The 13,984-nt window shown below is 51.6% G+C and carries 16 protein-coding genes; 6 read left to right on the forward strand and 10 right to left on the reverse strand.

Going from position 1 to position 13,984, the window contains the following annotated elements; genetic code table 11:
- Positions 1-80: 80 nt before the first annotated feature.
- The 5 genes from F7B33_RS04620 to F7B33_RS04640 form a co-directional block, all read right to left on the reverse strand.
- Positions 81-386, reverse strand: a complete 306-nt coding sequence (locus tag F7B33_RS04620; protein WP_297073396.1) for a hypothetical protein — start codon at positions 384-386, stop codon at positions 81-83.
- A gap of 345 nt (positions 387-731) precedes the next feature.
- Positions 732-1,670: a halocin C8-like domain-containing protein gene (locus tag F7B33_RS04625; protein ID WP_297073398.1), complete on the reverse strand. Its 939-nt coding sequence runs from the start codon at positions 1,668-1,670 to the stop codon at positions 732-734.
- A 201-nt stretch (positions 1,671-1,871) separates the two neighbouring features.
- Positions 1,872-2,828 carry a potassium transporter Kef gene (locus F7B33_RS04630; RefSeq protein ID WP_297073402.1) on the reverse strand — a complete coding sequence of 319 codons (957 nt, stop codon included), beginning with the start codon at positions 2,826-2,828 and terminating at the stop codon, positions 1,872-1,874.
- 50 nt (positions 2,829-2,878) lie between these two features.
- The gene (locus F7B33_RS04635) at positions 2,879-3,250 is read right to left on the reverse strand and encodes a type II toxin-antitoxin system VapC family toxin (protein WP_297073403.1); all 372 of its coding nucleotides are present in this window, start codon (positions 3,248-3,250) and stop codon (positions 2,879-2,881) included.
- Positions 3,220-3,450, reverse strand: a complete 231-nt coding sequence (locus F7B33_RS04640) for an antitoxin VapB family protein (RefSeq protein WP_297073417.1) — start codon at positions 3,448-3,450, stop codon at positions 3,220-3,222. The genes F7B33_RS04635 and F7B33_RS04640 overlap by 31 nt, the downstream gene beginning before the upstream one ends.
- 94 nt (positions 3,451-3,544) lie before the next feature.
- On the opposite strand from F7B33_RS04640, the gene F7B33_RS04645 reads away from it, so the two are divergent.
- Complete coding sequence (locus F7B33_RS04645) at positions 3,545-4,597, forward strand: ATP-binding protein (RefSeq protein WP_297073406.1); 1,053 nt, start codon at positions 3,545-3,547, stop codon at positions 4,595-4,597.
- Between the two features lie 5 nt (positions 4,598-4,602).
- Here the strand turns inward: F7B33_RS04645 and F7B33_RS04650 are convergent, their stop codons facing one another.
- On the reverse strand, positions 4,603-5,379 hold the full coding sequence (locus F7B33_RS04650; protein WP_297073408.1) for a hypothetical protein: 777 nt from the start codon (positions 5,377-5,379) through the stop codon (positions 4,603-4,605).
- 62 nt (positions 5,380-5,441) lie between these two features.
- Positions 5,442-6,527 carry a radical SAM protein gene (locus F7B33_RS04655; RefSeq protein WP_297073419.1) on the reverse strand — a complete coding sequence of 362 codons (1,086 nt, stop codon included), beginning with the start codon at positions 6,525-6,527 and terminating at the stop codon, positions 5,442-5,444.
- A 72-nt stretch (positions 6,528-6,599) separates the two neighbouring features.
- On the opposite strand from F7B33_RS04655, the gene F7B33_RS04660 reads away from it, so the two are divergent.
- Complete coding sequence (locus F7B33_RS04660; RefSeq protein WP_297073421.1) at positions 6,600-6,962, forward strand: ribonuclease P protein component 2; 363 nt, start codon at positions 6,600-6,602, stop codon at positions 6,960-6,962.
- On the opposite strand, the gene F7B33_RS04665 is transcribed toward F7B33_RS04660, so the two are convergent.
- Both F7B33_RS04665 and F7B33_RS04670 read right to left on the reverse strand, forming a co-directional pair.
- Positions 6,959-8,305, reverse strand: a complete 1,347-nt coding sequence (locus tag F7B33_RS04665) for a glycogen synthase (RefSeq protein WP_297073425.1) — start codon at positions 8,303-8,305, stop codon at positions 6,959-6,961. The two genes, F7B33_RS04660 and F7B33_RS04665, sit on opposite strands and share 4 nt — an antisense overlap.
- Before the next feature lie 5 nt (positions 8,306-8,310).
- The gene (locus F7B33_RS04670; RefSeq protein WP_297073411.1) at positions 8,311-9,336 is read right to left on the reverse strand and encodes a TrmB family transcriptional regulator; all 1,026 of its coding nucleotides are present in this window, start codon (positions 9,334-9,336) and stop codon (positions 8,311-8,313) included.
- Between the two features lie 110 nt (positions 9,337-9,446).
- Between F7B33_RS04670 and F7B33_RS04675 the strand changes: the two genes are divergently transcribed.
- Together F7B33_RS04675 and glmM are read left to right on the forward strand one after the other, a co-directional pair.
- A complete protein-coding gene (locus tag F7B33_RS04675; RefSeq protein WP_297062685.1) occupies positions 9,447-9,854 on the forward strand; it encodes a UPF0146 family protein in 408 nt (135 codons plus the stop codon).
- A gap of 13 nt (positions 9,855-9,867) precedes the next feature.
- Positions 9,868-11,229, forward strand: a complete 1,362-nt coding sequence (gene glmM / locus F7B33_RS04680) for a phosphoglucosamine mutase (protein ID WP_297073413.1) — start codon at positions 9,868-9,870, stop codon at positions 11,227-11,229.
- Here glmM and F7B33_RS04685 read toward each other — a convergent pair.
- On the reverse strand, positions 11,207-12,022 hold the full coding sequence (locus F7B33_RS04685; protein WP_297065372.1) for an MBL fold metallo-hydrolase: 816 nt from the start codon (positions 12,020-12,022) through the stop codon (positions 11,207-11,209). The genes glmM and F7B33_RS04685 overlap by 23 nt on opposite strands.
- Positions 12,023-12,128: 106 nt before the next feature.
- Between F7B33_RS04685 and F7B33_RS04690 the strand changes: the two genes are divergently transcribed.
- A complete protein-coding gene (locus F7B33_RS04690) occupies positions 12,129-13,391 on the forward strand; it encodes a M20 family metallo-hydrolase (protein ID WP_297073428.1) in 1,263 nt (420 codons plus the stop codon).
- A 36-nt stretch (positions 13,392-13,427) separates the two neighbouring features.
- Positions 13,428-13,984, forward strand: a 557-nt coding sequence (locus F7B33_RS04695; protein ID WP_297073415.1) for an RlmF-related methyltransferase, incomplete at its 3' end; no start/stop codon positions are given.

The raw sequence follows: 13,984 nt of genomic DNA on the forward strand, positions 1-13,984 counted from the left end.
CTACGTGGTTGAATGGCCTGAGGTTCAGGCGAAGATAGGGATTGAGAAGGTGGAGGAGTGAGTATGTTCCTTCTTTTCTTCTATCCTATGCCATTGCCAGGGTAACGACCAAGGTAATGGCCAAGAGGACGAACCCCGCCAGCAGCTCCCTCATGGCACTTTTTCTCGTTTTTTTCAAGTACGCACCTCTTAAACGATTCCTCAAGCCAGTCTTTGTAGGCCCTTACCTCCTCCGGAAGCTTCTCCTCTGGGACTGGGCTCAACGTATCCTTTTTGAGAACAAAGGAGAATGTCTTTGGTTCCTTGAGGTACTTGATGATTCCTGAGGTTATTAACCACAGCGAAAGCCCATAACCTGCACCGAGGATGTATTCAACAGGGGTCATGGTTCTGTTCCCCCTGTTATCACTCAAACCTGGAAAATTCAAGGGATCTAAAGTGTGTTTCTACGTCTCCTTGCCATCAATCTAGGAAAACCTGCAAAAATTATTAGGCCTAGTGTAACGATTACCACATTCTTAGTGAGCTCAGAGCCTGGAAATATACGCTCGACTAGGATGCTCACAAAGATAAAGATTGCCACTTTAAGGATACCAAATGAAGATTCTGAATTAGGCCTTTCCAAAAACTTGCATAACTCATCTCTATTTCTAAACATCTTTATGATAATGAACTTCAAAGACATCACCCCCCAAGTGTTCCTGAAAACAAAGATATAAAAGGTTACAGAGTCAACAAGCTCCAGCATATTCACAGATAAGTCCAGCGCCTTTGTCACAGCCGTAGACCTGTATCAGTCCCAGAACTCCTTCACATATGGGGAGGCAGATACCCACGCATATAAATGAAGCATACCCCCATTCTGCACACACCAACGCACAATCCACAGGACACCCAAGAGTTTCTCCAACCTGACCTACACAGATCAAGAAAACTAGAGCCTGACAAACAGTGCACTTTAGACTGTCCATTGTTATTGTCATTCCTGCTGCTTTCCCTTGGTTATATTCTGGAAGTTTGAGTCTCACCAGGTGCGATAAGTGCCTCAACTCAAATGCACTCCTACCCCAGATCCATCTCGTCTCGTCGTGCTTTTTGAGCTTCATAAGAACCCTGTTAAGAGTCCAGTAATACTGGGAAAGCGTCAAGTTATTGGCGGTGAGTATCACATCTCCAACCGGAAGAGACTTCTTATCATCAGGAGCAATGTTCATTCCAGTCAGGTAAGCCCTGTACGCTCCAGTCTTAGGGTCAGTAAATATCCTCGTGACAAGAGTAAAGTTGTACTGGCTCCTCTCGGCACGATAAACGAGCGCGTACATCGTATAGTTAAACGTGCTGTTGTAGAAGTTCAGCCTGAAGAACAGCAACTGCTCATGCCTTTCACTCATGTTGTAAAGTGTGACTATTGAAACGTTAACTTTGGGAGTAACGTTGGACTTGTAGAGCGGACAGCCCTTAGTCAGGTTAGTGAAGTTAACGACCTTGTTAATCCATGTAACGTTCATTTGGAGCCTGCCCTTATCGTCATACCAGGCAACCACTGCCCTGCGGAAGGTAATGCTGGCGTTGTTAGTGCTCATTGCCATTGCTTGGGAGGCGGCTATCAACTGCAGGCTCAACACCATGGCCACGAGGAAGAGACTGAAAGCAGTCCTCCTCCAGTTCATGGCCACCACCTGACCAGTTGGTCATCTCAAATAACACATTTGCTTATATAAATTTTTTCTTTTACTAGTTGGATTAGCTAACGTTTTTTTTTTCGTAGGATTTTCAATTTCCAACCGTATCAAAACAACGAGAATTAATCAAAAGAAGCCAGAGTAAAAGAGCGAACAAAAGAACACAAATGTCCATTTTCCAGTTCATTCCTAAGGGACCATCAGCCTCGCCCACCCGAGAAGCGTCCCGAAGGGGAGGAAAATCGCCGTGAATAAATAGAGTAGCCTGAACATCGTTAACAGGGATTCCCTAATGAAAGAAACGTTATAATTTCCAGTGACAACAGTCAAAGCTACCACCATTCCAAACAGATAAAGGAGGGCATAGAAGGCACCAAAGGCACCGCTCTCGGCGTATCTCCTATCCAGAAGTCCCTTTTCCACGAGCTTTCTGGTTATCTCGTAGTCCTTCTCCAAGGCAAACGCAAACAGCACTCCCATTAAAACACTTATGAGCGCGTTTCTGATTACAAACAGGTAAAGTCCCAAGCCGACGGCAACGAAATTAACGACTGCCCGGATTTTAAGTATCCGCCCAGGTATAATATACCTATGCGCTATCATGGAGTAGTACCAGCCGGCGACAACAAAAACGTAGAGAGCCATTGAAACACTCCTTTCAAGGCAAACGCCGGAGAAGTAAGAAATCACGAACAGAAGAATTGACGCTGAAAGCTCTCTCAGAAAATCTCGCCAAGAGTAGGTGATTTTCTCGAGTGTCTTACTCCTGCTATGAAACGCCGATGCTAGGAACATCAGGAAAGTGCCCATTGCAAAGAGAATACCGAGCACCTTAACGATGGAAGCGAAGGAAGTTCCTGGTTTTGAAAAAGCTAGATACAAAAGCCCGAATAAGAGCACACCGAACCCAAACGAGCCCATGAAAAAGATTAGATACCTCAAACCCCTGGATTTTAAGGGCCCGGACTTTCTCCATTCGGGTTCCTTTCGGACAACATAGGCCAGAGTATAGAGGAGCGCCAGGATAACCGCAAAGGGAAGGCTTTTTTCCAGCGAAATGGAGAGTTCCTGACCGAGTAGAGCCGTCAGAAAGAGGACTCCGGCAAAGAAGCTTAAAAGGAGGAAATATTCTCCCTTCAACTTCACATCGCCTCGGGAAGCCAAGTTCATCATTCAACAAAGGAGGAGCACCGGGGCTACTTTTCCAGGAGTTTCACCTTGAGCCCATATTCCTTGAATCTCTCAAAGCTCCTGTCGCAAGTGAAGAGGGTCATGTTGTGGGCTATTGCAGTTGCCGCGATTAGCAGGTCTTTCATTGGAGGTCTCTGCCCCTCTGAGGTCAAATCCTTGAATATCTCTCCAACCACTTCGGCGCTTGCCCTGTCAAAGTCCACAACCGGCATCTTCTCAAGGGCAAGTCTCTGTCTGGGCTTAAGTCTGCCACAGAGGAGCTTAAAGAGGACTATGAAGGGAAGTGCATACTCCTCCTCGGGAAGAAGTTGGGTGGAAACCTTGGTATTCCCCTTGAACAGTTCAATCACCACGCTGGTGTCCAAGAGTCCATCCATTCCTCAACCTCCTTCATTTCCTTCTCGAACTCCTTGGCCTCTTCCTCACTCATTGCCCCAAAGGCTATCATGAGCACGTCGAGGTTGCCCTTCTTTTTCTTGCCTATGAACTCCCTGAGGAGTTCTGAGAAGCTCTTCTTACCCTTCATCTTAACGAGCTCGTAATAGAGGTCATCGGCTATGGTTATAGTCTTACCCAAGGGCATTACCTATAAGTGCATGCATGCACGAAATAGATAAACATTTCGAAACCCTTATAACTTATGCTCCCGTAAGTTACTTACGGTGGCGTGAGTGCTGTTCGACCTGAGACCGAAAGACAAAAGAGAGGAGATTTTTGACAGGGAGATGGAGTTCAGAGAGCTTGAAAAGAGCGTTGAGCGCTATCCACTAACGCTTCTCCTCGGGATAAGACGCGTTGGAAAGAGTTCCATCCTTAGAGCTTATCTCAACGAAAACCCCGGAATCCTGATAGACTGCCGGGAGCTCTACGCCGAGAGGGGCCACATAACAAAGGAAGACCTAATCAAAGAGCTCCAGTCAAAGGGAAGTCTCATCCAAAGGGTATCCTCCAAGTTCAAAGTAAAGCTCAACATGAGGTTCCTTGAAGTCGAGCCAAGAGAAGTTCCGCTGAGGGACGTTTTCAGGGAGCTGAACGAGTTTGGTGGGAAAACGGAGAAATTCATCATCGCCTTTGATGAGGCACAGTACCTGAGGTTCTACGGTTCGAGGGGCGGAAAAGAACTGTTGGCCTTGTTTGCCCACGCTTACGACAGCCTGCCGAATCTTCGAATCGTTCTAACGGGCTCGGAGGTCGGTTTGCTTCACGACTTTCTTGGGATAAACGACTACGAAAGTCCGCTCTACGGCAGAATTGGGGGAGAGGTTTACGTCAAGCCCTTTGATGAAGAAACTTCAAGGGCCTTCCTGAGGGCAGGATTCGAGGAGACAGGGATAAAAGTCCCAGCGGAGGACATTGAAAGGGCGGTCTCCGTTCTCGACGGCATACCGGGCTGGCTTGTGCTGTTCGGGGTGAAATACCTCGAAAAGAGAGATTTTGACAATGCGTTGAAGGCATCCCTCGAAGTTGCAAAGGCCCTTGTCCTGGGGGAGATATCGGAGCTGGAGAGGAGGAGCAGGAGATACATCCAAATTCTGAGGGCAATTGCGCTCGGCTACGATAGGTGGGGCCTCATAAGGGACTACCTGGAGGTAAAGGGGATGAAAACTCCCGAGCCCAGGCTCTACGAGCTTCTCAGGAACCTGGAAAAGATGGGATGGGTTGAGAAGGAAGATGGGAGGTACTCCCTGACGGACCCGGTGGTTAGATTAATCCTGAGCAAATAATGAATTTAACCCGCAAACATTCCCCAGGCAACCCACAGCTGGCCGAGAACAATTAGTGTTAGGAGCAGAGCCGTACCCTTTCCGATTCTCTTGGGCCCGTAAAAGCCCACCAGCCCGAAGAGGAAGTTCAGCGCCGAAAGCTCAAAAAGAGCATTCACAACCCTGTCGTTTCTTCCGAAGGCGATTAGTTCCGTGAGGTAGTGGGGGGCAGAAATGTCGCCAGCGTGAAGCGCGATGAGCCTGACCGCCAGGAGAGTTGCCGTAAAGATAAGGTTGAGCTTCATTATCTCAACAAGAAAATTCCTGTTTGGTTCTCTCCCCTTGAGAAGCCTGTAGAGACAGGGAAGAAACCCCAACACCCATATTACCATGGAGACCAGCAGAACGAAAAACGAGAATATTCGAGCGAACATCGCAACGGCGTTGAGGACTCCCCACAGGGGATTCTCTGTTAGGAGAACTGCCGAAGAAAACAGCCCCCAGAAAATAAGTGCATTTGCGACGGTATTAAAAACCTCTTTGGAGAGGTAGAGCCTCCCGTGGGTTTTCTCGATAATTTCCGAAAGTCTTTTAACGTCCCTTCGCGAGTAGCCGTAGCGTTCAAGGGTCCTCCCAACGAAGTACAAAGCCACGAGGAGGAAGATGATTAGGAGGAGAAAAATCGAGACGATGTTTGGGAGCGAGAAGTTTTTCTCCTTTCCTGGAAAGAGAACCCAGATGACAACCCAGAAGACGATGGTCAACAGCCATGGAATGAAGTAGTCTTTGATGAAGACCCGCATGGCCGTTAATATTCAGCGGGGTAAATAACCCTTTCGGCCGAACTCAAGCGAAGGGAATAAAATCAGGGAAGGGGAATTCTCTCAACCTCGATTCTGTCAAAGGTCGGGTACTCCTCAACGATGAAGAACCTAACGTCGCCCTCTATCACCTCGGCGAGCTCGATAGCCACTTCTTCGGGCATCTCTATCCTGCCATTCTCGCGGTTGACGTGGAGCCACTCCGCTGGAACTTCAGCCTCGTTGACGAGAAGGTCGTAGAGCTCATCCAAATCCCCGTATTCCGCGATGCCAAAGCGGAGCGTTCCGTCTTCAGTCACTTCCATGTAGGGCCTTGCCACGTTTTTAGCCATCCTCTTAAGCCTGTTCCTGAGTTGTACAGCGTCCTTCAGCTTCGCAGTGCAGAGGTGGTAGCTCAGTGAGGTGTTTTTCTCACCCCACTCAAGGAGCTTAAGGCCCTGCTCAAGGGAGCCCTTTATTGCTGAGCTCTCGTCGCTTATAGGCCCGTAACCCCTGTCGAGGAGGTTCCTCAGGTTTGTCTCGCTGAACTCAAGCTCGTTCACGTTGAGGAACTTCGCCCCAAGGTCATCAAGAAATTCAGCGTACCACTTCATCCTCTCGAACTGGCCCGGAATCGAGGGTATCTCGCCACCAACATCCCAGTCGAAGTCGAAGGCGTTCTTTATGTTCTCTATCTCAACCTTGAAGAGCCTCGAATTTGGATTGAAGAGGTCGGGGTGGAATCGTATCTCGTCTAAACCAGCATCGTAGAGCTTTTCGAGGTTCTTTTTTGTGGCCAGAGCTCCGGTGGTGTATAGGTGGACGTGGAAGTCCTCGCCAAAGGCCTCCTTTAGGGCCTTAATATATTCAACGGTCCTGTTAAGCCTCGCCATCGGGTCGCCACCGGTCACTCCAGCTCCCTTAGCTTCTTGGATAATTGCCTCCTCGATGATGTCATCAACGCTTTTCACGGGCCTCTCGTTGGCGTAAACAACGTCCTCCCTTCTCCATTGACTTAGGGGGCAGTAGAAGCAGTCCCTTGGGCATACACCGGTGGTAAAGAGGACAAGCTTCTCCCCTCTAACGCAGAGCTGACAGCCCCTCGGCAACTCCCGAACGGCGTATGAGAAGTACGGCGTCTCCCAAACCAAAGTTCTCACCCCGCCAACCCTAACCCTGGGATAGACCTTAAAAACGTTGGCGGGCAAAGTTGTCCGATGCCTATGAGGGAGAAGCCGAAGTACTTACCCCCAACGCTTCGTGAGAAGCACCGCTACATAGCCTTCCAGCTAATCAGTGAGAGGTCCTTCAGGAAGGAGGAAGTGAGGAAGGCCGTATGGGAGGCCAGCCTCTCAGCTCTCGGCGTTCTCGGCTCGGCAAGGACAAAGCCATGGTTCATCAAGTTCGATGAAAAGAGCCAGACTGGCATCGTTAGGGTTGACAGAAAGCACGTCGAGGAACTCCGCTTTGCCCTCACCCTCATGACGGAAATAAACGGCTCAAGGGCTATCTTCAGGACCCTTGGCGTTTCGGGGACGATAAAAAGGCTTAAAAAGAAGTTTCTGGCCAAATACGGCTGGCGTTAGCGGAGAAAGGGAACCGCCTTGTCCACGGCGTTTTCGTAGACAAGGAGATACCTCCGGCAGGCGTTCTCCCACGTGAAGTCCTTTCTGGCTCTCATCCTTGCGTTTTCCCTGAGCCTTTCAAGGGTCTTTTCATCGAGTTCCTTCGCCAAAATCATGGCCTTCGCGAGGGCGAAAGCATCTCTCGGCGGGACGAGGATTCCAGTGGAGTTCTCCGGGTCGGCGTTCAGGTCGATTATCGTGTCCTTAAGCCCGCCAACGGAACTGGCTATTGGAACCGCCCCGAGACACATCGCCTCAAGCTGGACGAGGCCAAATGGCTCAAAAGAGGAGGGAATAACCACGAAGTCAACGGAGCCGTAGAGCTCGCGGACGGTCTCCCTTGGAAGCACATCGGTGATTACCCTAACGTTTTCTGGAAAGCGGTTTTCAACGGCCCTCGCCCACGCCTCAAGGCCTGGGTCACCCTTTCCGACTATGAGAAAGCGTATGTCCCCAAAAGCCGGGTCACTTGAGAGTATCTCTATCGCCCGTAGGAGCGTATCAACACCCTTCTGGGAGCGGTCGAAACGGCCGATGAACATGAATGCCTTTCCATCGGAGAGGCCAAAGCTCTCCAGGATTCTCCTCCTCCGCTCCTCCCTTGGAAGGTTTGAGTTTTCAAGGAGTTCCTCGTTCCAGAAAGAGCAGTCGATGCCGTTGAAAACGTGCGTTACCTTGCCGTCGAAGTTTCCAAAGAACCCCCACTCTTCCCAGAGGTAGCTCCTGCTCACCGTTGTGACCGCATCGGCTACATAGCAGGCGGTGTGCTCCGGGTCTATGTCCGGATAAGGCGCGAGCTCGCCCAGGTTGGACTCGTGGAAGTAGTAAGCGGGAATCTTGGCCTTGTTAAGCCTGTGAACCGTAAAGACGGCTCTAACTTGGAAGTACTTTTTGAGTAACCCAAGGGCAAAAACGGTGTGCCAGTCGTGGGCATGGATTACATCAGGCTTAAAGGCCCCAACGATACTGTTAAGCAAACCGACGGAGGCCTTACCAAAGAGTACCGCCTTCCTGAGTAGGGTCTCCCAGTCGGGGTAAACATCGGTATCAAGGACGTCTCCCGAGAGGGTGTAGACCGCGACACCGTTCTGCTCCCTTTTTCTCACTGTTATTGAGACTTTCCTGCCCTCAAATGCAACCGCAAAAGAAAATAGGTACTCGCCCAGGTTCCTCCCGTGGTTGGGGGTGAAGACAACCACCTCGTTGCCTAGTTCCACAAGACCTTCTCCTATGCTCGTAACTGCCTCAGCTAGACCTCCTACCTTGACGGGAAGGTATTCAAAGGAAAGCATAAGAACGCGCATAGGCATCACTCGAGGAGTATAAACCTCTCGCCCTCAACGTCCTCAACGTAACTGCTTATTCCACCGACCTTCCACCGGTTGCCACCGGCCTCGATTGTGACGTTCGCAACCAGAGGGGTGTACTCGTAGTCAACGACCTTTCCGTGGAGCTCGATTGGTTCTCGGGTATCTACAAGCTTTCCGATGATTTCGGCCTCCCTAGGAAGACCGACCTGTTTAAGGATTGTAATCAGAGTCCTTATGTTGACGAGTGTTAGGGGCTTTGGAATGGCCTCGTAGTTCAGGGGCTTAACTACCTCGCTGTTGTCGAAGTAAATCGTGTAGAACCAGTGCATGTACTGAAAGACAGCCCTCGGGCTCTTGGCCCAGAAGGAGTAGAACTTCTCCCTGCGCTTGTCCTTTGGAATGGCACCGAAGAATATTGCGTAGTCTGCATCCCCTATTATCCAGCTGGCCATAAGCCAGGGGGCACCGCCAGTTCTCGCGAGTAGAATGTTGTCAGCCATAAGCCACTCTGGGATTTCATCCGGGAGGTTCGTCACGATTACGAAGACGAGATCCTTCCGGGCTTTTATGTCCCTCCGGAGGAGCTCCAGGAACTCGTAGGGAGTGTTGATTAGAACCTCGTGGCGGGCTGTCCTTATTATGTGCTGAACCCTCTCAAGGGTGTTGTCAAACCCGAGAATCGTCCAGATTTCCGGCAGGTCCTGACCGTGGGTCTGTCTGTAGAGCTCAACAAAGGCCTCTTTAAGCTTCTCGATGTCCTCTATGAACTCCTCTTTTATTCTCTCAAGGACGACCTCTGGATTAACCGGACGGTAGAGCCTTGGAGTCCCGTGCATAACGTCAACGAAGCCCTTCCTGTGGAGTGAGCTTAGAACGTCGTAAACGCGGGTGTGCGGAATTCCACTCTCCTTAGTTATATCGGTGGCCTTGCTCGGGCCGAGCTTGAGAAGGGTTATGTAGGCCAGGCTCTCGTACTTGGTCAGACCGAGCTTTTGAAGCTTTTCAACGATTTCCTCCTCCCTCATTTCCGTCACCTAGTCACTAACCTTAGTTTGTTCATCCTTAGTGGTATATGGTCACGGGGAGTGTATAAAGCTTTTGCCTAACTTTTTAAGTGAAAGCCAGAACTTTAAACATGCTGGAGGGAATAGCGGAGTTCATCTCAAAAAACTTTCCAAAGGGAAAAGCGGTGGAACTCGGAATTGGCTTCCAGCCAAAGGTTGCCCTAAAGCTCATGGAACTTGGTTACAACGTTCTAGCCGTGGATTGGAACGAGAAGGCCGTTGAAAATGCGAGAAAGCTTGGGATAAACGCAGTAAAAGACGATTTGTTCAGTCCGAGTCTTAAACTCTACAGAGATGCCGTGGTTCTGTACTCCGTTAGACCAACACCCGAGATAATGGGGCCAATCGCCAAGCTAAGCCACAGAACGGGCGTTCCAGCGGTTATTCTGCCCCTGAGCGGGGACACCGTTCCAAGGGGGTTCAAGCTCATCAACCACGACAACCTCGCGATATACGTTTATAAGCCACGAACAAAATAGAGCCGGTGGTGGTATGAAACTCTTCGGCACGGCTGGGATTAGGGGTAGGCTCTGGGAGAAAGTAACCCCTGAGTTGGCGATGAAGGTCGGCATGGCCATCGGGACTTACAGGGACGGAAAGGCCGTCGTTGCCCGCGACGGGAGAACTTCCAGCGTAATGCTCAAAAACGCGCTCGTTTCCGGTCTTCTCGCGAGCGGAATGGAAGTCCTCGACGCGGATTTAATTCCTACACCCGCCCTGGCCTGGGCGACAAGGGAACACGGCGATGCGGGTGTCATGATAACCGCAAGCCACAACCCGCCGACAGACAACGGGATAAAGGTCTTCAACGGCGATGGAACCGAGTTCTACGTGGGGCAGGAGAGGGAGCTTGAGGGGATAATCTTCTCCGGGAAGTTCAGAAGGGCGGAGTGGAACGAGATTAAAACGGTTAAGCCCCTCGACGTTGTTGACGATTACATCGGGGCAGTTCTCGACTTTGTGAGTCACGAGACGAGCCTTAGGGTGCTCTACGACGGTGCCAACGGCTCCGGAAACGTTTTGGCCCCGTACCTGCTCAGGGAGATGGGAGCGAAGGTTATAAGCATAAACGCCCACGTTGACGGACACTTTCCGGGGAGAAAGCCCGAACCGAGATACGAGAACATAGCCTACCTCGGGAAACTGGTAAGGGAACTCGGTGTGGATTTGGCGATAGCCCAGGACGGGGATGCGGACAGGATAGCAGTTTTTGACGAGAAGGGCAACTACGTAGACGAGGACACGGTAATAGCGCTCTTCGCCAAACACTACGTCGAGGAGAACGGTGGGGGGGTTGTTGTTACCTCAATAAACACCGGCTCGAGGATTGATGAGGTCGTCGAAAAAGCAGGAGGAAAGGTCGTCAGGGTCCCCCTCGGCCAGCCCCACGACGGGATAAAACGCTACAAGGCCATCTTTGCCGGCGAACCGTGGAAGCTTGTCCATCCAAAGTTCGGCAACTGGATTGACAGCTTCGTGACGATGGCACTGCTTATTAAGATGATTGACGAGAACGGCCCGCTCTCAAAGCTCGCCTCCAAGATTCCGGTGTATTACCTCAGGAAGGATAACGTTCCGTGCCCCGACGAGTTCAAAGCTAAAGTCGTTGAGAACGCAAGGAAAAAGCTTGAGGAAGCCCTCGGAGGAGAAATCAAAGAAGTGCTCACAATCTCGGGCTTCCGCTTCAACCTAAGGGACGGCTCGTGGGTTCTCGTGAGGCCCAGCGGGACGGAACCGAAGGTTCGCGTGGTCGTCGAGGGACCGAGCGAGAAAAGAAGGGACAGACTCTTCGAACTTGCTTATAAGACCGTGGTAAAAGAGGTGGAAAATCTCAAACGAAGCGCGCAGGTCTAAGGGTCCTGACGGCTATTTCTTTTCTATTCACCATCACCTTAAACCCTTCCTTGGCCACGTAGGTCTTCACGCCCGTCACCGTTTCTATGTACTTGGCCTCCTTGTAGGGGTTGGCGAAGTGCATCTTCATTCCTATGTGGCTCATTATTAGAGCGTCTGGCTTCTTCTCCATGCTCTTGAGCATTTCAACGGCATCGTCCGTGCTGAGGTGGTATGGAATCCCCATATCCCTCGGCCTTGTTATGGCCGCGATGAGAAGCCTAGCTCCATCGTGCCACTCAACGAGCCCATCGAAGTAGGCAGTATCTGGAATGTATGAGATGTCACCGTAGGAAGTTTTCATGCGGAAGCCAATCGTCGTCGGGTCGGAGTGCTGGCTCGGGGTTATGAGGAGCTCCTCCTCGCCTATCGCTATCTTGTTGCCCGGTTCCGGCGTGTGGACGCTCTCAAGGACGTCTATGTGGTACTTGCTTATCGCGGGAGTGTGGGTCTCATCGCCGTAAACGACGCTCTTCGATGCTATAAGCGTCCCCCTCTTCTTCAGCGCGCCACCAGTCATGGCCTCGACCATTACCTCAAGGTCGTTGCAGTGGTCAACGTGCCTGTGCGAAACGAAGATTGCGTCAAGCTTCCTGGGGTCGAGTTTGTAGCGCCAGCTCCTCACCAAGGCTCCGGGCCCGGGGTCAACGTAGACGTTCCTGCTCGCCCTTATGTGGAATCCCCCCGTGGAGCGGAACTGGGTTATTGTTATGAACCTCCCCCCACCGCTCCCGAGGAAGGTTATCTCTATCACCGCCTCACCTCCATTTCCTTTGCGGACGGTAGGCTTTAGGCGGTGGGGTATATAAGCGCTCCGAAACCGGTTTAAGCTCCCCGGAGAAGTAAACCCGGTGGTTACGATGGAATTCGAAAGGGTTGAGAAAGAGGTCGAGAACCTGAGAGATGAGATGGTAAAGACCCTCGTCGAGCTCATAAAAATCCCGGCGATAAGCCCAGACTACGGCTACGAGGGAGAATACGGCAAGGCCCAGAAGTTACTCGAGATAATAAAGGACTGGCCCTTCGACAAAGTTGAGGTCTACAACGCCCCCGACGAGAGGGCCAAGAACGGCGTTAGACCGAACATTCTGGCCTACTACTACGGTGAGAAGGGCGAGGAGAGCGAGAGGTTGTGGATTTTAACCCACCTCGACGTTGTCCCGCCAGGGGATTTGAGCAAGTGGACAGTTACGGAGCCCTTTAAGCCGGTCGTTAAGGACGGAAAGGTCTACGGCAGGGGGAGCGAGGACAACGGCCAGAGTTTAGTGGCTTCCCTCTACGCGGTTAAAGCCCTCATGAACCTCGGGATAAGGCCGAAGCGAACCGTTATCCTGGCCTTCGTCAGCGACGAGGAAACCGGAAGCAAGTACGGCATAGACTGGCTGATGAAAAACCACCCTGAGCTTTTCAGGGAAAACGACCTCGTTCTCGTTCCCGACGGCGGAAACGAGGAGGGAACCTTCATTGAGGTTGCCGAGAAGGGGATACTCTGGTTCAGGCTCAAAGTCAAGGGCCAGCAGGTTCACGCGAGCATGCCCGAAAAGGGACTAAACGCCCACCGTGTAGCGCTCGATTTGGCCTACAACCTTGATAAACTCCTCCATGAGAGGTACAACAAGAAAAACGAGCTGTTCGACCCACCCGAGAGCACCTTTGAGCCGACCATGGGCGGGAACCCCGCGGACAGCCCCAACATAATCCCTGGAGAACACGAGGTGGTTTTTGACTGCAGGGTTCTCCCGGATTACAGCCTCGACGATATTCTGAGCGACGTTGAGAAGCTCGCCGAGGTAGTTAGGGAGAGGTACAGGAAGGAGCTCAACGGAAAGGTTCTACCGGAGGTCGGGGTTGAGATACTCCAGAGGGCTGACCCGACACCTCCGACAGACCCGGACAGCGAAATCGTAAGACTCCTAAAGGAGGCCATAAAAGAACTCCGCGGAAAGGAGGCGATAGTTGGGGGAATAGGCGGCGGAACCTTTGCAGCGTTCTTCAGGAGAAAGGGAATCCCCGCGGTGGTGTGGGCAACACTCGACGAGACGGCACACCAGCCCAACGAGTACGCGAAGATAGACAACATGGTGGAAGACGCGAAGGTCATGGCCTACCTCATGCTACGCTGAGCGAAAGCCTTTTCTTTCCCTTTCCCACCTTTCACCATGGTTCTCTGGAAGGACGGCAAACTCGGACTGCCGATAGGGGAAGCGGTTAAGCTGTTCCCAGAACTCGGGGAATATCTCGACGAGCACGGAAGGCTCGACTTTTCGAACAGAAGGGCGAGAATCCTCTACAACAGGGCGGTGGCAAAGGCGCTCTTTGGCCTCGAAATTGAGTACCACCCGCGGGGACTCGTGACAACTCCTGTTTCGCGCTACCTCTTCCTAAAGACGTTCCTGAGGGGTGGTGAGAGGGTTTTGGAGGTAGGAACCGGGCATACCGCCTTAATGGCACTGATTGCCGAGAGAATTTTCGGCTGTAATGTTACGGCAACGGAGCTCGATAAGGAGTTTTTTGAATACGCGAGGAGAAACATCGAGAGAAACAACTCTAAAGTGAGGCTAATCAGGAGCAACGGCGGGCTAATCCGCGGTGTGGTTCCTGAGGGAGAGCGCTTTGACGTGATCTTCTCGGCCCCACCTTACTATGAGGCCCCCACCAAGGGCGTTCTGACGGAGAGGGAAGGCGTTGGAGGTGGAAAACACGGTGAGGAGTTCTC

It is taken from the genome of Thermococcus sp. (assembly GCF_015523185.1).
Lineage (GTDB): Archaea > Methanobacteriota_B > Thermococci > Thermococcales > Thermococcaceae > Thermococcus.

What these genes read in the sequence shown, in the direction of transcription:
- F7B33_RS04620 (WP_297073396.1), bottom strand. Translation starts at nt 386, where the DNA reads ATGACCCCTGTTGAATACATCCTCGGTGCAGGTTATGGGCTTTCGCTG.
- F7B33_RS04650 (WP_297073408.1), bottom strand. Translation starts at nt 5,379, where the DNA reads ATGCGGGTCTTCATCAAAGACTACTTCATTCCATGGCTGTTGACCATC.
- F7B33_RS04670 (WP_297073411.1), bottom strand. Translation starts at nt 9,336, where the DNA reads ATGAGGGAGGAGGAAATCGTTGAAAAGCTTCAAAAGCTCGGTCTGACC.
- F7B33_RS04660 (WP_297073421.1), top strand. Translation starts at nt 6,600, where the DNA reads ATGAGGGAGAAGCCGAAGTACTTACCCCCAACGCTTCGTGAGAAGCAC.
- F7B33_RS04635 (WP_297073403.1), bottom strand. Translation starts at nt 3,250, where the DNA reads ATGGATGGACTCTTGGACACCAGCGTGGTGATTGAACTGTTCAAGGGG.
- F7B33_RS04675 (WP_297062685.1), top strand. Translation starts at nt 9,447, where the DNA reads ATGCTGGAGGGAATAGCGGAGTTCATCTCAAAAAACTTTCCAAAGGGA.
- F7B33_RS04665 (WP_297073425.1), bottom strand. Translation starts at nt 8,305, where the DNA reads ATGCGCGTTCTTATGCTTTCCTTTGAATACCTTCCCGTCAAGGTAGGA.
- F7B33_RS04690 (WP_297073428.1), top strand. Translation starts at nt 12,129, where the DNA reads ATGGAATTCGAAAGGGTTGAGAAAGAGGTCGAGAACCTGAGAGATGAG.
- F7B33_RS04625 (WP_297073398.1), bottom strand. Translation starts at nt 1,670, where the DNA reads ATGAACTGGAGGAGGACTGCTTTCAGTCTCTTCCTCGTGGCCATGGTG.
- glmM (WP_297073413.1), top strand. Translation starts at nt 9,868, where the DNA reads ATGAAACTCTTCGGCACGGCTGGGATTAGGGGTAGGCTCTGGGAGAAA.